Source organism: Methylomonas sp. HW2-6, from assembly GCF_052474525.1.
On record NZ_CP184124.1, the window covers coordinates 685,453 to 703,445 of the forward strand.

Sequence of the window (17,993 nt, forward strand, 5' to 3'; positions counted from 1 at the left end):
CGAAGATGAGCAGGGTTTCCGGTTTGGCTGCGCTGGTTTCGGTCATCGCGTCGATACGCCGAGTTCTCGACCGAACTTTTCGCAGCCGCTGTTGTTTCGACGCCGGCGCGGCGATTTTATTTTTCGGCGCGCTGGCGCAGCAGCCGGCGCTGCAAAGCGATGCTTATCAAGCAATCCAGGAGCTGGCGGCACTCGGCTACCGTATCCCCAGCGCAGAGGCGCCGTTAAGAGTGTTCCCGGCATTGACCGACACCGAGTTCAGCGGCCGCCATGCCGGGGCCTGGCGGCCCGGCAGCATCTATTTACGCGACCGAACCCAGCCCGATTTCCCCGCACGGGCGTACCTGCGCCACGAGCTGTTTCACGAAGCCAGTTATCGCAGCTGTAACGGCCGCCTGCCGGAGTGGGCCGAAGAAATGGCTGCGATGCGTTTTAGCGGCGAACTGGCCGGCCGCGAGCAAGAGCCGCAGCCGAACACCACCGAATTGGAAGACCTGATCAGCCACATTCGGCAAAATTCGCCGCTGAACCAACGCGACCGGGACGTATTGGGGCGGCTGGCGCTGGATTACCCGTGGCCTGCCGAAATCTGCCAGGTTCCGGAAGCATTGAGCCGCCTATTGGGCGCGCCTTTTACTGCAGCCGGCTCCGGTTACGTCTTGGCTAGTCTGGTTTCCGGCCGGATTTTAGAAACCGGCGGCGACATTGCCACGCCAATGCCGCCCGGTTCGTTGTTGAAAATCCCCTATGCGGCGGCGTTGAACCAAGCCAATCCGCAAGTCCTGGCCGACGAACTGGCGGCCAGCGATACCGGCCAATTGTTGTTACGCCGCGCCGCGTTCCGGCCGGAACATTACCGGCTACTGTTATCCCCGATCAAACAGCAAAGCCTGACGCAACAAGCACCCGTAACCGAACGGGATTGGCGGGCATACCTCGGCGAACGCGGTGGCGACGGCGGTTTCGCGCTCGAAGCGTCATTGCCGGAACTGGTGTTGACGCTGCGGGCCGCCCTGCTGTCGCAGCCCGATTACTTCACAGGCCTGGTGCGGAACGGCGCCAATCCGAATTCGACTTTGGCCGGCATCAATGCCGCCGACAAACACACCTTCCGTGAGCTGAAAACCTTGGCCAAGACCGGTACGGTATCCAGCAGCGACGGCCAACCCTTGATCGGCCATTTAATGCTAGCCTGGCCGGCCGAGCATCCGGTGTATCTGGCGATTTTTCGCCAATCCGGCAGCAGTGGCGCCGCGATTGCCGCGAAAGCAGCCGGGTTACTGCGCGATTGGCAACGGCGGTTTCCGCCGCGCTACGCCGCCGTGCGGGTGCATCTGCTAGCGGCAACCGATCCGGCCAGTTGGCAGGCGCACAGCGATTGCCCGGAACTGGAATCCGGCCCGGCGCGCTTGAGTTTGTGCGGATCTTTTTCCGTCACCTCGACCGCCCGCGGCAGCCGCTCGGAACGGCAGGTAAGCGGCATATTGCACCAGCGCGCGGCGCGCGGCGCCAAGGTATTGGAAACCGATGCCGACAGTTACGCCGACGCGGTGCTGGCGGCCGAAGCCCAGCAATTAACAGGAGAGGCGCGCGAGGCGTTGCGAGCGGTGATCGTTTGGAACGGCAGCCGGGGCGGACACCGCCATCCGGAATCCCGCTCGCTCTGCGACACCACGCACTGCATGGTGTTTCTTGGCGAGGATGTGGATGTCGGCGGACCAAGCCGGCGCGGACACACCACCGACCCGAAATTACTCGGTTTATTGGATGAATTGGCCGCTAACCGCGAGTGGTTGCCGTTTGCCAACGGCGGCGCACAACACTGGCAACGCCAAATCCCAATCGCAGCGTTGCAGCGGCTGTTCGCCGAAGCGCACATTTTGGAGATTCGGCGGGAGCGGCGTAAGGACGGCGCTTTATACGTGCGCCTGGTCTATGCCGACAACGACGAAGCCGTGTCCTGTGAAATATTTCGCAATACGCTAAAGCTGCCGTCCTGCCCGGATTCGATTCAAGCCGCAGACAACCAGAGCTGGCTATTTCAAGGCATAGGCGCCGGCCATGGCGAGGGATTGTCCATCGAAACCGCCCGCGAACTGGCTGAAGCCGGCCGCAGTGCGGAACAGATTTTACGGGACGCTTACGCTAGTAAAGCTCCCCGCTAGGCGATTGACACCCAGCGGGAAACAGCGGCCAATCAGGTAATCACGTCCGGTTCGGCTCTACCGGTACGTTTTTTCACTTCGCACAGTTGTTCGGCAATGTCGATCAATTCGGCCAATGCTGCCTGGGCATCCTGATCGTGCTTGCGGACATCGCGCTCATAGCGCTCCAGGTAGATCCGCAAAGTCGCGCCGACGGTACCGGTGCCGGACAGGCGAAACACGATACGGGAACCGTTGACGAAGCCGATTCTAATGCCTTGCCGGCTGCTGACGCTGCCGTCGACCGGGTCGGTGTAGCTAAATTCGTCGGCGTATTTCACCTCGTAATCGCCCCAAGTCTTGCCGGGCAGGCTATCGAGCTGGCCGCGCAAATGGTCGACGATGGCATTGGCGATTTCGGTATCGACGGCTTCGTAATCGTGGCGGCAATAGATGTCGCGGCCGTAGGTTTGCCAATGTTCGCGGACGATGTCTTCCACCGATTCGCGTTTGCGGGCGATCAGATTCAGCCAGAACAATACCGCCCACAAACCGTCTTTCTCGCGCACATGGTTGGAACCGGAGCCGAAACTCTCTTCTCCGCATAGCGTGATTTTGTCTGCGTCGAGCAGGTTGCCGAAGAACTTCCAGCCGGTCGGGGTTTCGTAGCAAGGCAGACTGAGTTTGTCGGCGACCCGGTCCACGGCCTGGCTGGTCGGCATCGAACGCGCCACACCGCTGATGCCTTTGGCGTAAGCCGGGACCAATTTGGCGTTGGCGGCCATGATCGCCAGACTGTCGCTGGGCGTGACGAAGATATTGGCGCCCATGATCATGTTGCGGTCGCCGTCGCCGTCGGACGCGGCGCCGAAAGTCGGTGGGTTGGTGCCGAACATGATTTCGGCCAATTCATGGGCGTGCACCAGATTCGGGTCGGGATGGCCGCCGCCGAAATCCTCCTGCGGCACCGCGTTGAAGACCGAACCGGGCGCGGCGCCGAGTACCTCTTCCAGAATGTGCTTGGCGTAGGGGCCGGTGATCGCGTGCATCGCGTCGAATTTCAGCGTGATGAAGCCGTTCTGGATGCTTTGTTTCAATAGCTCGAAATCGAAAATCTGCGCCATCAATTCCGCATAATCGGCCACCGGATCGATAACGCGGATTTTGACGCCGCCTTTTTCGACCTCGCCGACCGTGTCCAAATCGATATCGCCGAAACGGGCTTTTTTGTAGCCGGTGATGGTTTTGGTATTCTCGTAAAGCTTGTCGGTGAACTTCTCCGGTGCCGGTCCGCCGTTGCCGACATTATATTTAATGCCAAAATCTTCTTCGGGGCCGCCGGGATTGTGACTAGCTGATAGAACAATACCGCCGAAGGCATTGTATTTCCTGATAATATTCGATGCGGCGGGGGTGGACAACAAGCCGCCTTGGCCTATAATGAGTTCACCGAAACCGTTGGCGGCCGCCATCTTGATGATGATTTGAATGGCTTTACGGTTGTAGTAACGGCCGTCGCCGCCAATCACCAAAGTTTGGCCTTGGTAGCCTTCCAGGCTGTCGAAGATGGATTGGACGAAATTTTCCAAATATTTGGGCTGCTGGAAGACTTTGACCTTCTTACGCAAGCCCGATGTGCCGGGCTTTTGATCGTCGTAGGGAGTGGTTTTGGTGATTGTTGTTGTCATATGCTACCCTTTGTAATACCACGTTTCGAAAGGGTTAAAGTACACCAAAATTTTGATTATTTACAGATTGCCATGTTAAAGAAAAAGTTACTAGGCGCTTTGATTGTACTGGGAAGTTCCGCGTCCGTTAACGCTTTCGCAACGGATGAAGTTTGGCTGCTAGTCGATACTCAGAAGCAAAATATGGAAATACGCAAGGGTGAGAAAACCGTTGCCGTACTCGAAAACATCGCCATCGGCCGCAATGGCGCCGGTGAAAAGAGCCACCGCGGCGACGACGTGACGCCGCTCGGCAATTACCGTATCGGCTGGATCAACGAAAAAAGCGCGTTTCGTAAATTTTTCGGCCTGACGTACCCCAACGTCGAACATGCCGACCACGCCCTAAAGCAAGGCAAGATCGACCTCGATACCTATGAGGCTATCGCCAGAGCTCATTCCTACGGGCAAGTACCGCCGCAAAACACCGGCCTGGGCGGGCAAATCGGCATTCATGGCTTGGGCAGCGGTAGTCTGTCCATCCACCGATCCATGAATTGGACACACGGATGTATCGCATTGACCAACGATCAAATCGATCAATTGAGCCAATGGGTAGAAAAAGGGACACTCGTAACCGTGAAATAATGTTGGTAAAATCCAAAAAAATGTTGGACAATTGCCACCGTTTTTCATTCTTTATTTTTTGAAACCACAATCAAGGGGAAATAAACCATGATGAGAGCTATTAAATTATCAGCAGTTGTTGCCGTTGCAGCTTTGGCTACCGGTTGCGCAAGCACTTCTGACCTGGAAGCTTTGGATGCACGCGTTGGCACTTTGGAAGGCAAAGTAGCTACCGCTTCTGCTGACGCTGCTTCTGCAAAAGCTGCTGCTGCTGAAGCTGCTGCTAAAGCCGCTGCTGCTGAAGCTGCTGCTAACCGCGCTGCTCAATATGCTCAAGACACCAACAGCAAATTGGACCGCATGTTCAAAAAATCACAACACAAATAAGCTTTAACGCTGTTGTCGATTTAAAAAGCCCGTGAGCCGCAAGGCCACGGGCTTTTTTATTGCCGTTAGTTTGCTGGCGCCGCTTGGCTTTGCACAACTGGCGGAGTTTGAACCGGACGCTCGTAGATCGCGGTCGGTATTCCGGTCGATTTTTCGATAGCTGCTTTCAAAATCGAACCCTTGATGACCGGCATTTTGCCGCCGTTAGCCTGCTCGATTAGATCCAATGCCACATGCAGGCGCTGCTCGAAAGTAGCGGGCGTTTCTTCCAGATCCGGATAGGCTTCAAGATAGAGTGTGTCGTGATACCAACCCACCTTGATCGATTGGTTGACGATATTGACCTGAGTACCGACTTTGACCATTGGGAAGAACTGCTCGATGTCGGCTGGATACATGCGCATGCAACCGTGACTGACACGCATGCCAATACCGTTCACTACGTTGGTGCTATGTATCAGGTAACCCGGCAAGCCCAGCTTAAACGCAAAGAGTCCTAGAGGGTTATTCGGGCCCGGCGGATAATAAGGATCCAGCACATCACCATCTGCTAAGTGTTCGGCGATGATGGAGGGTGGCGGCGTCCAGGAAGGATTTTCAGTCTTCCCGACAATCCGTGTTTTCCCGAGCGGGGTTTTCCAATTATCTTCTCGACCGATTCCGATCGCGTAAGTGACTACTTTACTGGCATCCGGAAAATAATAAATCCGCATCTCCGGTAAGTTGACGACGATGCCTTCCCGCGGCGCATTGGGCAAGATAAAACTGCTAGGAATCCGCACCTGAGTGCCTTCGCGCGGCAACCAGCGATCGACGTAAGGATTGGCCAGCACGATTTCATCCTGACCAAGCCTGAAATTGACTGCAATATCGATCAGCGTGTCTTCCTGCTTGGCGGCTACGTACTTGACCTCGTGCGGCGGATTACCGACCAGGCTGTCACCCGGACGATCCGGCGCCGGCAACGTTAATGCCGACACACTGGCACTCACGGCCCACAACAAGCTGGTGATTAAACGAATTTTCATCAGATAGCGCCCTCGGCGTTAAACAACTCAAGCAGACGCGGCAAAAACTGCGCAAGTTCCGCGGTCATAATGGAAAAATCGGCATCGAATTGCTCGGTCTCGTCAAATGCCTCGATATCGGCCGCTTGCTCCTGAATCAGATCCAGAAACTTCAAGCGTTTGACGGCGAGATTCTCGTCCAACACGAACGATAGACGTTCGGCCCAACTCATCGCTAATTTGATCACTTGCTTGCCGCTATCCAAGTGGTTTTTGATCTCCGGCAAAGCCAAGTCGTGCCGCTTGCAGCGAATAATGGCGCCTTCCTCTTCCGGAGAGCGCAACTCGCACTCGTCTTCGATCAGAATATCCTTGGGTGAGGCATTGTCAGTCAGCCATTGCGTCATCACGCCGGCCGGCTTTGCGGAGGCTGTTAACGGTACGACCGGTAAAGAACCCAGGCATTTCCGTAATTGGCTGAGCAAATCCTCGGCCTTTTTAGCCGACGCGGCATCCACCACCAGCCATCCGCCTTGGCTATCGATGTAGGCGTAGGTTTTTTTGGAAAACGAAAACGCCCGCGGCAACAATTCGAAGACCAATTCATCCTTGAGCCGGCTACGTTCCTTTGCCGGTAATTTACGGGCCTCTCGCTCTTCGATTTCGCTGATGCGCTCTTGCAGCATCTCGTTGATCACCGAACTTGGCACAACTTTTTCCTCTTTTTTGCCGCAAAGCATGAAAAAGCCATTGTTGGCATGCACCAAGGCATCGGCAGCTCTGCCCAACGGCGGAGTCCAACCGAAACTGAATTCGTCGTGACTACCGCAAGCACGAAATGGTTGTTGTTGCAGCTTTTGCTCCAACTCCTCGGCTTTCAGTTCGAACGGCTCGGAGAAACGGTAGACGGCCAAATTTTTAAACCACATGAAATCGCTCTTTTTCAAAACCGTCAATTATCTCAAATTTGCCCGGCCGCTTGCACCTGTGTCACTTAAAAAGCCGCGGAACGCCTCGCCTGCGCAGTTATACACACAAAGTCTTAGCCAATCCGCTTCAAATACCGCTTGACAAAATAACTCTTTGAAATAAAACAAAATAAACATAAGACGCTGATTCTTATAGAAAAAATCACCCTGTCCAAATTTTATACAATCTAACAAAAAGCCAGTATTTGCAGGCAACCGCCGCGGCTTTCGACATTCAACGCACAGAGTTATCCACAGACATTGTGATTAACCCAAGACCCATCGGTCACAGAAGCGCTCGCCATCCAACCCGAATTTGCCGACCACCCCAATTCGCTGCAAATCAACACAGACGCTTCGAATCAATCCTTCACCGCCTCGACTTGAATCAACACCTTGACCTGATCGGCTACCGCAGGCACATATTTATCGATACCGAACTCGGAACGCACGATCAGGGCCGAAGCATCGGCACCGCAACTGTACTTCATGCGCAACGGATTGATACCGCAATAAAAATGCTCAATCTCCAATCGTAGCGGCTTGCTGACACCGTGCAACGTCAACACGCCGTCGGCCCCGACCAACTTGTCACCTTGGAAAATCAGCCGATTGGATTTAAAACTCATCAGCGGATATTTTGCGCTGTCTAAAAAGTCCGGTCCGCGCAAATGCGCTTCCAGCTCCGCCAGCCCGGTACTGATTGAGGCGGTATTGACCGAGACATCTATGCTGCCGCTACCGGTCGCAGTATCCAGCAACACTTTGCCGGATGTTTCGTTAAAACGCCCGCGCTGAGTGGAGAAACCCAAATGGTTAATCTCGAAACTCGGAAACGTGTGCCGACTATCGATGGTGTAGCTTTCGACAGCCAACGCGGAACCGCCGAATAACGCCAGTGCAATCGCGCCAAATAAACGAGCCATCGCAAACCTCCAAACCCAATAAGACCAAACTGCATTATGGCAAAGAGTTTGTGATAATGAGCGGGTTTACACTCCACAGCTTGGCTCGCGCCACTTTCATGCAAAGAATCCATTACTACAATCTAGCGTTGGCCGGATTTTTCGGTCTATTTTTTTTGTTGATGGCATGGCACACCCTATTGGCGCCATCCAACCGCTTGCCAACGGCATTGATCCTGATTGCCAGCGTCGGCCCGTTGCTCCTACCCTTCAAAGGCTTGCTGAATCGCAACTTGAAAAGCTGCACCTGGATGAGTTACATAAGCCTGCCTTATTTTGCCCATGGTATCGCCGAATCTTACGTCAATCTGAGCCAACGCCCGTACGCACTATTGGAAGTGTTGTTCAGTTTGATGCTGTGTTTCGGCGCCGGTCTCTACGTCTATAAAGCGGAAAAAGCCTGAGCCGACGCCGATGCAAGTCCCGTTACAGTTCGAATTTCAGGCAAACCAGACCTTCAACAGCTATTACCCTGGAAACAACGGCGAAATTCTGGAGCAACTGCAGAAATTAGCTACCGGCGGCTCAGAACAACAAATTTTTCTGTGGGGCGACAACGGTAGCGGCAAGAGCCATTTGCTGCAAGCGTGCTGCCAACTCGCGACTAAGACCAATAAGGAGCCATTTTATTTAGAATTGGCAGCCGGCCGCTTGCCGAATCCGGCCCTGTTGGAAGGCTTGGAACATCTTGAACTGGTATGTTTGGACAACATCCAGCATATTGCCGACCATCCGGATTGGGAACACGCCTTTTTCAATTTCTACAACGCGCACCGGCAAGCGAATCACCAGCTGGTTCTGGCCGCAGACTGCCCCCCCAAATATTTAAGCTTCGAATTGCCGGACCTGAAGACTCGGATGGGCTGGGGACTGACGCTAAAAATTCAGCCATTACGTGAAGACCAATTGATCGACGCCTTGAGCCATAAAGCGCATTTTCTCGGCTTCGACATTCCCCCCACTGTCGGCCGCTTTCTGCTGAATCACTACGTACACGATGTGGCCGCCCTGTGGTTGTTGCTGGACCGAATCGACCGGGCGACCCTCGCCGCACAACGTAAATTGACCATCCCATTTTTGAAACAGATTTTGAGCAATAACGCGTGAGCGACAAAATCCTGATCATCGGCACCGGGGCCATAGGCGGCTTTTACGGTGCCTTGTTAGCCCGATCCGGCGCCGAAGTCAGCGTCGTTTGCCGCTCGGATTACGAAACCGTAAGCCGCCAAGGTTTCCAGATCGACAGCCATGCGCTGGGCCGATGGCGGTTTCAACCGGCGCAAGTCTTGCGCCGGGCGCACGACTATAAAGATTGCGCCGATTATCTGATACTGTGCAGCAAGGTCGTCGCAGACATCGACCGCGTAAATTTGATCCGCGCCGGCCTGTCCGACAAAACCGCGATCGCGTTCATCCAAAACGGCGTCGATATCGAAGCGGAATTGCTCGCCGCCTTCCCGGACAGAGTGTTGATCAGCGGCTTGGCATATATTTGCTGCAACCGGTTAGCGCCCGGCCATATCAGGCATCTGGCCTACGGCAAACTGACCATAGGCGCGCTAACTCCGGACGACGCGGGACTCAGCGAAAGACTGCGAGACTTGTTCATTGCCGGTGGCGGAGACTGCGAAATCAGCCACGACATTATCGCCAGCCGCTGGCAAAAGTGCGTCTGGAATGCGCCGTTCAACCCATTATCGGTACTCTCCGGCGGGCTCGCGACTCAGGCGATCCTGCAGAACCAGGAAAATTTCGTCCGGGAGGTGATGGAAGAGGTATGCCGGATAGCCGCCGCTTGCGACCACCCCTTGGCCGACGATACCGTCGACATCAATCTCGAGCGCACCCGCAACATGCCAGCTTACAAAACCAGCATGCTGCTGGATTTCGAACAAGGCCGGCCGATAGAAACGGAAGCCATTCTCGGCAATGCGATTCGCGCAGCGCAACGCCACCGCATCGAATGCCCACGGTTGCAGTCGCTGTATGCATTGATGCAGCTCAGAGAACTGCAAATCCATGAAAATCGGCCCCCAGATTAATTCACACAATTGACATTCCGTTTTTTTTGATTTTTCGGTTAGAATGTGAAGATTTTCATTGACCTTGTCATTGAAGAAGCCGTGTGCATTTCGCCTCATACCTAACAAAGCGAAGAGCGGCCGCATACTTCGCTAGGCTAGCAGCTATGTGATCCACAACGACCGTGGCAATGGTGCTGGGGTTTAAAGAGTTTTTATATTCAATATTTAGAGTAAAACCATGACTGATCTATCGCTTTACAGAAACATCGGTATCTTCGCGCACGTCGATGCCGGTAAAACCACCACGACCGAGCGGATTTTGAAGCTGACCGGAAAAATCCACAAAATCGGCGAAGTACACGATGGTGCGGCGACTACAGACTTCATGGTGCAAGAACAAGAGCGCGGCATCACCATTCAGTCTGCGGCAACCACCTGCATGTGGCCGGGCAGCACCAACCAATTTCCGGCGCACCGCTTCAATATCATCGACACCCCGGGCCACGTGGACTTTACGATCGAAGTGTATCGTTCCTTGAAAGTTCTGGACGGCGGTATCGGCGTATTCTGCGGCTCGGGCGGCGTTGAACCGCAATCCGAAACCAACTGGCGTTACGCGAACGATTCCAAAGTCGCTCGTGTTATCTACGTCAACAAACTGGACCGTCTGGGTGCGAACTTTTACCGCGTCGTCAAGCAAGTCGAAGACGTCCTGGGCGCGAAACCGGTTGTTATGACCTTGCCGATTGGCGAAGAAGAGAACTTCATTGGCGTGATTGACCTGTTGACCCGCAAAGCCTGGATCTGGGACAACTCCGGCGATCCGTTGAAGTACGAAATCCAAGACGTGCCAGCCGACATGACCGAGCAAGTCGAAGAATGGCGCGCGAAATTGATCGACCAAGTCGCCGACCAAGACGACGAGATCATGGAGAAATATCTGGAAGGCGAAGAGCCGACCATCGAAGAAATCAAAAAATGTATCCGTAAAGGTACCATCGCGATGGATTTCTTCCCGACCTTCTGCGGCTCTTCGTTCAAAAACAAAGGCGTGCAATTGGTACTGGACGGCGTCATCGAATACCTGCCGAATCCGACCGAAGTCAACCCGCAACCGGAAACCGACATCGAAGGCGTCCCAACCGGCGAACACGCGATCGTCGATCCGGAGCGTCCATTCCGCGGCCTGGTGTTCAAAATCATGGACGACCGCTTCGGCGCGCTGAACTTTGTCCGTATTTATTCCGGCAAATTGAAAAAAGGCGACACCGTTTTGAATACCTATACCGGCAAAACCGAACGGGTAGGCCGGATGGTGGAAATGCACGCCGACGACCGTAACGAGATCGAAACCGCGCAAGCCGGCGACATCGTCGCCCTGATCGGTTTGAAAAACGTGCAAACCGGCCACACGCTGTGCGATCCCGACAAACCGGCCACGCTGGAACCGATGGTATTCCCTGATCCCGTTATCTCGATCGCGATTTCGCCGAAAGACAAAGGCAGCAACGAGAAAATGGGTATCGCGATCGGCAAAATGGTGGCCGAAGACCCGTCTTTCCGCGTCGAAACCGACCAGGAGTCTGGCGAAACCATCATCAAAGGGATGGGCGAGTTGCACTTGGACATTAAAGTGGACATCCTGAAACGGACCCACGGCGTCGATGTTAACGTCGGCAAACCGCAGGTGGCTTACCGCGAAACCATTACCAAACGCGTCGAAGACGAATACGTCCACAAAAAACAATCCGGCGGTTCAGGCCAATACGCGAAAATCAACTACATCATCGAACCCGGCGAACCCGGCAGCGGCTTCCAATTCGAATCGTCCGTGGTTGGTGGTAACGTACCGCGCGAATACTGGCCGGCCGTCGAAAAAGGCTTCAAAGCCAGTATCGATAAAGGCGTGTTGGCGGGCTTCCCTTGCTTGGACTTCAAAGTCAATCTGACCGACGGCGCGTTCCACGCGGTCGACTCGTCATCCATCGCTTTCGAAATCGCCGCCCGCGCCGCGTATCGCCAATCCATCCCGAAAGGCGCACCGCAATTGCTAGAACCGATCATGAAAGTGGACGTGTTTACTCCGGAAGCTCACGTCGGCGACGTGATCGGCGACTTGAACCGCCGCCGCGGCATGATCAAATCGCAAGATCCGGGCGTCACCGGCGTTCGCATCAAGGCCGACGTGCCGCTGAGCGACATGTTCGGTTACATCGGCGATTTGCGCACCATGACGTCCGGCCGCGGCCAGTTCTCGATGGAGTTCTCGCATTACGCACCTTGTCCGAAAAACGTCGCTGACGAAGTCATCAAAGAAGTCAACGAACGCAATAAAAACAAGGAAAAGTAATTTTGCCGGAACCGGAGGCCTTGGCGCCTCCGGTTCGATTTGGGGTTCCGGCTCGCTAGCCGCCTGATTCACAAACAGGATTATTTTCAACCATAAAGTTTCCGCAACGTACGGAAACTTGTTCCAGTACCTAACCTTGGAAGAACATTATGGCTTTTGTAATTACCGAAAATTGCATTAAATGCAAATTCACCGACTGCGTTGACGTCTGTCCGGTGGACTGCTTTCACGAAGGGCCCAACTTCTTGGTCATCGACCCGGACGAGTGCATCGACTGCACGCTGTGCGAACCGGAATGTCCGGCAAACGCGATCCATGCCGAAGACGAATTGCCGGAAGGCCAAGAACATTTCGCCGCATTGAATGCGGAACTTGCCAAAGTCTGGCCGCTGATTACGGAAGTGAAAGACGCGATGCCAGACGCCGACGAATGGAACGGCAAACCCGGCAAGTTCGCTTTGTTGGAAAAATAAAAAACCGCTAACGCTCTAGAAGCATCCGGACCACTGCCCACATCGCGGCTTTGGTCCGACTTTGTCGTAGCGACACTGAGCTGCCGCTCGACCAAACCAGCGATACCATCGTATCCGCCGCAGCCTTAAATCTCGCCTTTCTCCACCACCGGCATGATCCAGTAATGGATGCCTGAGCCGGAAAACTCTTCTTTCAACCTTTCCAGCAAAGCCGATATCGCCATTTTTTCGGCGTAGATTTGGAAGCGCGCCGTTTGCTGTTCGTTCTCATCGGCCGCAGTGAGAAACTTGGTCATCCGGTGTTCACCGAAATTATCCCTATCGATTTCGAAGCCCGACAGACATTCCATCATCGCCACCTCCAAATCCGGAGGTACGATAAAAGATATCGAAAACTGCTGGTGGTTGACCGATTTGAAAAAGTCGTCTTCGCTGTTAAACCGATCAGAAGCGTTCTTGATAACTTGCAAATAGCGGCCGCGGCGGCGATCGCCTTTACGCTTATCGACGATACCGGCCGGTATCTCGGTCTGATTTTGGCGGGGATCGTTGTACCAACTGCGGTGGTAGTAAGGCCTGACCACCACCATACGGCCGTTAAATCGCCGGTTCTTTAAGGCCTTGACGACCCGTTGCACAGTGACTTCCGAATCCAGTGTTACCAAGCCGTGATATTCGATAGTGCCGACCCGAGTATCTTGCAGCGCCAGTATCTCCACATCCACGATTCGTCCCGACTTTCTGAAAAAACCGTTATTCAGCGCTGGCGCCACGAATTCGGAAATTTCTATATGCCGGGTATTGGCGGGAATTCTGCGCAAAAAAATGTTCATAACTCGTAATGTGGCATGAAAATTAGCTCATTTCACAACAATCAATGGCCGTCGAAGAACTTTAGCACTCCCTGCCGGTTTATGCATGCTTTATGCTTAAATTACGCCCTGTTCGATTGCCGGCACCAACCAGTATTGCAATCCGGAGCCGGCAAATTCATGCTTAAGTCTAGCCAACAATGCGGGGGCATGCTGCTTCTCGACATACATTTGAAAGCGGAGCTTGCGCTGGTGCCCGGCGACCTGTTCCGCCAACGACAAACCTCGGGCGTTGTAGTCATGGACATTGGCCGGATAACTGGAAAATCCCTGTTGCCATTCCAACGCCAGCAGACAGTCGACTAAAGCGTCTTCCAAAGTAGGCGGCGCAGTCACGGTCAGAATAAAAGCATCGCGGTTCATGGTTTAAGTTCCGGGTTACGGCCGAACAACTTATAAAGGATCGGCAGCAATATCAGTGTCAATAATGTGGACGACAACAAGCCGCCGGTCACCACAATCGCCAACGGCCGCTGGATTTCCGAGCCGGGGCCGGAGGCGAACAACAGCGGAATCAAACCGAAGGCGGCGATACTGGCGGTCATTAAGACCGGTCGCAACCGCCGCGCGGAACCCACGACGACGACGCGAGCGATGTCCATGCCGGTGGCGCACAATTGGTTGAAATAACTGACCATAACCACGCCGTTCAATACGGCGATACCCAGCAAGGCAATAAAGCCTACCGATGCCGGCACCGATAGATATTCGCCGGATAACCACAAGCCGAACACTCCGCCGATCAGAGCCAGCGGGATGTTCGACAACACCAGCACCGCTTGCCGAATCGAACCGAAGGTGGAAAACAACAATAGAAAGATCAAGCCCAGCGACAACGGAATCACCAGACTCAAGCGCGCCGATGCTCGCTGCTGATTTTCGAACTGGCCTCCGAATTCGACATGGAAACCGTGCGGTAACTTGACCCGTTCCGCGACGGCTTTGCGCGCCTCATCGACAAAACCGACCAGATCGCGGCCTTCCACGTTACTGCGAATCACGACGAAGCGTTGGCCTTTTTCCCGGTCTATCGAAACCACACCTTCCACCGGCTGAATCTTTGCCACTGCCGTAATCGGCACATGGCCGCCGTCGGGCAAAGTCAGTTGCAGATTATCGAAATTGGCGGTGTTGCTGGCCCCGCGCAACAACAACGGTGTGCGTTTGACACCTTCTTGGACGATGCCGAGTTGCACACCTTCGATTTGCGCGCGCAATAGGGTTTCGATGCCATTGGTATCCAAGCCGAACCGACCGGCAGCCTGCCGGTCGATATTGACCTGCAAAAACTGCATGCCCTCGTTCTTGCGGGTAAACACGTCGCTGGCACCGGGAATGGTCTTCAACACCGCTTCGATTTGCTCCGCCTTGCGGTTCAATGTATCCAAATCGGCGCCGAACAATTTAACCGCTACATCGCCACGGGTGCCGGTCAGCATTTCCGAAACCCGCATTTCGATAGGCTGGGTAAAACCGAACGCAATGCCTGGAGTGTGGACCATGATCTTGCGGATGTCGTCGATCAAAGCCTCTTTGCTGTCCATCCGCCATTCCGACTTCGGCTTCAAGATCAGGAACGTGTCGGTATCGTTCAGACTCATCGGGTCCAAACCCAATTCGTCGGCGCCGACCCGAGACACCACCGTGGCAACCTCGGGAATATGCTCGCGAATGTTTTTTTGGACCCGGCCATCGAGCGCAACCGAATCCTGCAAAGTTATCGACGGCAACTTTTCCAATTGAACGATGATATCGCCTTCGTCCAACGTCGGCATGAAGGTACTGCCGATCCGGGTAAACGCGATCAAACTTAACACCAGCATGGCGCCGGCACCGATGAACACTTTCCTAGTGTTACTCAAACACCAGGCCAATACCGGCTGATACCACCGCAGCAATTGGCGCGGCAACCAAGGCTCCTCGTGAGAAACTTGCTTCAGCAACAGCGAAGCCAGCACCGGAATTACCGTCAACGACAATACCAGCGAACCGCTCAAAGCAAATACGATGGTCATCGCCACCGGCCCGAATAACTTGCCCTCCAAGCCTTGCAAGGTCAGCAGCGGCAGAAACACGATGACGATGATCAAAATGCCTGAAGTCACCGGTAGCGCCACTTCGCGGCTAGCCCGGTAAATCATATGTAAACGCGGCAGGCGCTCGGCCTTGCGGTGGTCCGCAAGCTGGCTGATGACGTTCTCGACCACGACCACCGCACCGTCGACCAGCATCCCGATCGCAATCGCCAAGCCGCCCAGACTCATCAAATTGGCCGACATGCCGAACACATTCATCATGATGAAGGTCGCCAACGCCGCCAACGGTAGCGCCAAAGCCACGGTCAACGCCGCACGCATATCGCCCAGAAACAAAATCAACAACACGACCACCAGCACGATGGCCTCGGCCAAAGCTTTGGCAACGGTGTTTACCGCTTTGGCCACCAATACTCCGCGGTTATAGAACACATTGATATGTACACCCTCGGGCAAACTGGGCTGCAACTGCGCCAGCTTCTGTTCCAATTGTTCGATGGTCAATCTGGCATTGGCTCCGCGCAAGCCCAACACCACCGCGGTGACCACTTCACCGCTGCCGTCCTTACTGACCGCGCCGTATCGGGTCAACGCTCCAATCCGCACCTCGGCAATATCTTCCACCCGCACCGGCATGCCGTCATGCTGTTCCACGACGATCGATTTCACATCCTGTTCGTTTTTGATGCGGCCGTCGGCGCGGACGATCAGCGCTTCTTCACCTTCGGTCAACCTACCGGCGCCATCGTTACGGTTATTTTTTTCCAAAGCCGCCATCAATTGCTCGATGCCGATATTACGCGCCGCCATTCTGACGTTGTCCGGCACCACTTCGAAACTGCGCACCAAGCCGCCCAAGGCATTGACGTCGGCCACGCCTTTGACGGTGCGCAAGGCCGGACGGATGGTCCAATCCAGCAACTCCCGGCGCTGCATCAAATCAAGATCGCCGCCTTCGATCGCGAACATGAACATCTCGCCCAACGGCGTCGTCATCGGCGCGATCCCGCCCTGTACCCCGTCCGGCAAATTGCCCCACATGGCATTCAGGCGTTCCGCCACCTGCTGCCGGGCCCAGTAAATATCGGTGCCTTCCTCGAAGTCCAGGGTGATGTCGGTAATCGCGTATTTAGCCAGCGAACGCAGCATGGTTTGATGCGGAATTCCCAGCAACTCCACCTCGATCGGCGCGGTGATCCGGGCTTCGACCTCTTCCGGCGTCATACCGTTAGCTTTGACAATCACCTTGACCTGAGTCGGCGACACCTCGGGAAAAGCATCGATCGGCAGTTGTTTAAAGGCATAAATGCCACCGCCCATCAACAGCAGTACGCCTAATAACACCAACAAGCGCTGGGTCAGGGCAAAGCGAATCAATGCCGCCATTATTCATCGCTCCCCAAACCCAACCAATTGGCTTTCAACGCCACCGCGCCTTTGACGGCGATTTGTTCGTTGCCGGTCAGCGCGCCGCTGATCAGTGACTCGTCACCTTGCTTGCCATTGACGCTGACCTCGATCACAGCAAAGCCGTCATCGTTACGCACGAACACGTAACTACGGCCCTCGTTTTGCGACAAGGCCGAATTCGGCACAGTAAAGCCGGTCGTCGCACCGTGTTGCAGGATTTGTACATTGACGTTTTGCCCAAGCCGCAAACTTTGCGGCTTGCCGTCCACCACGGCCCGCGCCGATACCGTTTGATTGTCCGCGTTAACGCTTTGCCCCAACAGGCTGATGGTTGCCGACACATCGCTCGACTCCAACCGGACCCGATCCCCCACCTTGACCGTGATCAGGCGTTCCTGCGGGATACTGATTTCCAGCCATAATTCGGATAGATCGGCGATACGGAATAGGGGGGCCTGGATATCCAGCCGCGCGCCCAGATTGACCATACGCTGCAACACCACACCGTCGATCGGCGCCCGAATCGACAAACGATCGTCCAGTTTACGTGTGTGCGCCAACGTTTTAATCTCTGCGTCAGACATGCCGGCAAGCACCAACAATTGCTTAGCCTCGTCGGCGCGCGCCACTTTGCTTTGATACTGGGTTTGGGTCTCCTGCCAGCGCCGTTCGGCGATAACCCCTTCCTGCAACAATTTCTGGTCCCGGTTGCGCTCCAACCCGGACAAATTCAGCTCGCTGGCAGCAGCCAAATATCCCTGTTGCAAGCCAACCAGCTCGGGACTGCGCAATTGGGCTAGAACCTGGCCCTTGCGTACGCTGTCGCCGATATTCGCCACCAAATGCGTCACCAGACCGGGCTGGCTGCTGCTGACCAGCGCTTCGCGGTCGGCCGGCGTTACGACTTTTCCGGGCGCGTAAAATAACGGCACGCTGGAACTGGCAACCAACGGCGCGGTTTTGATATCCAGATTCTCGATCTGTTGCCGACTCATCCGAATTTGCGCATCCTGCGCCAAGGCGGAGGCAGCCAACAGCGATAAAAACAGTGTGGCCGGCATTC

The 17,993-nt window shown here is 54.9% G+C and carries 16 protein-coding genes; 8 read left to right on the plus strand and 8 right to left on the minus strand.

Going from position 1 to position 17,993, the window contains the following annotated elements; genetic code table 11:
- Window positions 1–5 precede the first annotated feature (5 nt).
- Complete coding sequence (locus ACH518_RS04275) at window positions 6–2,165, plus strand: hypothetical protein (RefSeq protein ID WP_445371997.1); 2,160 nt, start codon at window positions 6–8, stop codon at window positions 2,163–2,165.
- 32 nt (window positions 2,166–2,197) lie between these two features.
- Here ACH518_RS04275 and ACH518_RS04280 read toward each other — a convergent pair whose 3' ends face one another.
- Window positions 2,198–3,832 (minus strand): alpha-D-glucose phosphate-specific phosphoglucomutase, encoded by a 1,635-nt coding sequence (locus ACH518_RS04280; protein ID WP_445371998.1) that lies wholly within the window; start codon window positions 3,830–3,832, stop codon window positions 2,198–2,200.
- Here ACH518_RS04280 and ACH518_RS04285 point away from each other — a divergent pair, their 5' ends adjacent.
- A complete protein-coding gene (locus tag ACH518_RS04285) occupies window positions 3,833–4,459 on the plus strand; it encodes a L,D-transpeptidase family protein (RefSeq protein ID WP_140912019.1) in 627 nt (208 codons plus the stop codon). It abuts the gene before it with no gap.
- Between the two features lie 87 nt (window positions 4,460–4,546).
- Window positions 4,547–4,825, plus strand: a complete 279-nt coding sequence (locus ACH518_RS04290) for an Lpp/OprI family alanine-zipper lipoprotein (RefSeq protein ID WP_082409752.1) — start codon at window positions 4,547–4,549, stop codon at window positions 4,823–4,825.
- Window positions 4,826–4,890: 65 nt separating this feature from the next.
- Here the strand turns inward: ACH518_RS04290 and ACH518_RS04295 are convergent, their stop codons facing one another.
- The 3 genes from ACH518_RS04295 to ACH518_RS04305 all read right to left on the minus strand — a co-directional run bounded on the left by ACH518_RS04295 (window position 4,891) and on the right by ACH518_RS04305 (window position 7,726).
- Window positions 4,891–5,853: a L,D-transpeptidase family protein gene (locus ACH518_RS04295; RefSeq protein WP_445371999.1), complete on the minus strand. Its 963-nt coding sequence runs from the start codon at window positions 5,851–5,853 to the stop codon at window positions 4,891–4,893.
- On the minus strand, window positions 5,853–6,761 hold the full coding sequence (rdgC, locus tag ACH518_RS04300) for a recombination-associated protein RdgC (RefSeq protein WP_445372000.1): 909 nt from the start codon (window positions 6,759–6,761) through the stop codon (window positions 5,853–5,855). Before rdgC ends, ACH518_RS04295 begins: the two co-directional genes overlap by 1 nt.
- A gap of 401 nt (window positions 6,762–7,162) precedes the next feature.
- Window positions 7,163–7,726: a YceI family protein gene (locus tag ACH518_RS04305; RefSeq protein WP_445372001.1), complete on the minus strand. Its 564-nt coding sequence runs from the start codon at window positions 7,724–7,726 to the stop codon at window positions 7,163–7,165.
- Window positions 7,727–7,824: 98 nt separating this feature from the next.
- Between ACH518_RS04305 and ACH518_RS04310 the strand changes: the two genes are divergently transcribed.
- From ACH518_RS04310 to fdxA, 5 genes are all read left to right on the plus strand, one after another.
- Window positions 7,825–8,169 (plus strand): DUF2069 domain-containing protein, encoded by a 345-nt coding sequence (locus ACH518_RS04310; RefSeq protein WP_140912020.1) that lies wholly within the window; start codon window positions 7,825–7,827, stop codon window positions 8,167–8,169.
- A gap of 10 nt (window positions 8,170–8,179) precedes the next feature.
- Window positions 8,180–8,872 carry a DnaA regulatory inactivator Hda gene (hda, locus tag ACH518_RS04315; protein WP_445372002.1) on the plus strand — a complete coding sequence of 231 codons (693 nt, stop codon included), beginning with the start codon at window positions 8,180–8,182 and terminating at the stop codon, window positions 8,870–8,872.
- On the plus strand, window positions 8,869–9,807 hold the full coding sequence (locus ACH518_RS04320; protein ID WP_445372003.1) for a ketopantoate reductase family protein: 939 nt from the start codon (window positions 8,869–8,871) through the stop codon (window positions 9,805–9,807). The genes hda and ACH518_RS04320 overlap by 4 nt, the downstream gene beginning before the upstream one ends.
- 220 nt (window positions 9,808–10,027) lie before the next feature.
- Complete coding sequence (gene fusA, locus ACH518_RS04325; RefSeq protein WP_278210081.1) at window positions 10,028–12,139, plus strand: elongation factor G; 2,112 nt, start codon at window positions 10,028–10,030, stop codon at window positions 12,137–12,139.
- Window positions 12,140–12,288: 149 nt separating this feature from the next.
- Window positions 12,289–12,612, plus strand: a complete 324-nt coding sequence (gene fdxA, locus ACH518_RS04330) for a ferredoxin FdxA (protein WP_140911959.1) — start codon at window positions 12,289–12,291, stop codon at window positions 12,610–12,612.
- 125 nt (window positions 12,613–12,737) lie between these two features.
- Here the strand turns inward: fdxA and ACH518_RS04335 are convergent, their stop codons facing one another.
- From ACH518_RS04335 to ACH518_RS04350, 4 genes are all read right to left on the minus strand, one after another.
- On the minus strand, window positions 12,738–13,445 hold the full coding sequence (locus tag ACH518_RS04335; RefSeq protein WP_140911960.1) for a DUF3240 family protein: 708 nt from the start codon (window positions 13,443–13,445) through the stop codon (window positions 12,738–12,740).
- Between the two features lie 96 nt (window positions 13,446–13,541).
- Window positions 13,542–13,847 carry a DUF3240 family protein gene (locus ACH518_RS04340; protein ID WP_445372004.1) on the minus strand — a complete coding sequence of 102 codons (306 nt, stop codon included), beginning with the start codon at window positions 13,845–13,847 and terminating at the stop codon, window positions 13,542–13,544.
- Window positions 13,844–16,906 carry an efflux RND transporter permease subunit gene (locus ACH518_RS04345; protein ID WP_140911962.1) on the minus strand — a complete coding sequence of 1,021 codons (3,063 nt, stop codon included), beginning with the start codon at window positions 16,904–16,906 and terminating at the stop codon, window positions 13,844–13,846. Before ACH518_RS04345 ends, ACH518_RS04340 begins: the two co-directional genes overlap by 4 nt.
- Window positions 16,906–17,991 carry an efflux RND transporter periplasmic adaptor subunit gene (locus ACH518_RS04350; RefSeq protein ID WP_445372005.1) on the minus strand — a complete coding sequence of 362 codons (1,086 nt, stop codon included), beginning with the start codon at window positions 17,989–17,991 and terminating at the stop codon, window positions 16,906–16,908. Before ACH518_RS04350 ends, ACH518_RS04345 begins: the two co-directional genes overlap by 1 nt.
- Window positions 17,992–17,993 lie beyond the last annotated feature (2 nt).

Bases quoted from the DNA above. Each gene is read 5' to 3' on its own strand.
- ACH518_RS04275 (WP_445371997.1), top strand. From the start codon at position 6: ATGAGCAGGGTTTCCGGTTTGGCTGCGCTGGTTTCGGTCATCGCGTCG.
- ACH518_RS04280 (WP_445371998.1), bottom strand. From the start codon at position 3,832: ATGACAACAACAATCACCAAAACCACTCCCTACGACGATCAAAAGCCC.
- ACH518_RS04285 (WP_140912019.1), top strand. From the start codon at position 3,833: ATGCTACCCTTTGTAATACCACGTTTCGAAAGGGTTAAAGTACACCAA.
- ACH518_RS04290 (WP_082409752.1), top strand. From the start codon at position 4,547: ATGATGAGAGCTATTAAATTATCAGCAGTTGTTGCCGTTGCAGCTTTG.
- ACH518_RS04295 (WP_445371999.1), bottom strand. From the start codon at position 5,853: ATGAAAATTCGTTTAATCACCAGCTTGTTGTGGGCCGTGAGTGCCAGT.
- rdgC (WP_445372000.1), bottom strand. From the start codon at position 6,761: ATGTGGTTTAAAAATTTGGCCGTCTACCGTTTCTCCGAGCCGTTCGAA.
- ACH518_RS04305 (WP_445372001.1), bottom strand. From the start codon at position 7,726: ATGGCTCGTTTATTTGGCGCGATTGCACTGGCGTTATTCGGCGGTTCC.
- ACH518_RS04310 (WP_140912020.1), top strand. From the start codon at position 7,825: ATGCAAAGAATCCATTACTACAATCTAGCGTTGGCCGGATTTTTCGGT.
- hda (WP_445372002.1), top strand. From the start codon at position 8,180: ATGCAAGTCCCGTTACAGTTCGAATTTCAGGCAAACCAGACCTTCAAC.
- fusA (WP_278210081.1), top strand. From the start codon at position 10,028: ATGACTGATCTATCGCTTTACAGAAACATCGGTATCTTCGCGCACGTC.
- fdxA (WP_140911959.1), top strand. From the start codon at position 12,289: ATGGCTTTTGTAATTACCGAAAATTGCATTAAATGCAAATTCACCGAC.
- ACH518_RS04335 (WP_140911960.1), bottom strand. From the start codon at position 13,445: ATGAACATTTTTTTGCGCAGAATTCCCGCCAATACCCGGCATATAGAA.
- ACH518_RS04340 (WP_445372004.1), bottom strand. From the start codon at position 13,847: ATGAACCGCGATGCTTTTATTCTGACCGTGACTGCGCCGCCTACTTTG.
- ACH518_RS04345 (WP_140911962.1), bottom strand. From the start codon at position 16,906: ATGGCGGCATTGATTCGCTTTGCCCTGACCCAGCGCTTGTTGGTGTTA.
- ACH518_RS04350 (WP_445372005.1), bottom strand. From the start codon at position 17,991: ATGCCGGCCACACTGTTTTTATCGCTGTTGGCTGCCTCCGCCTTGGCG.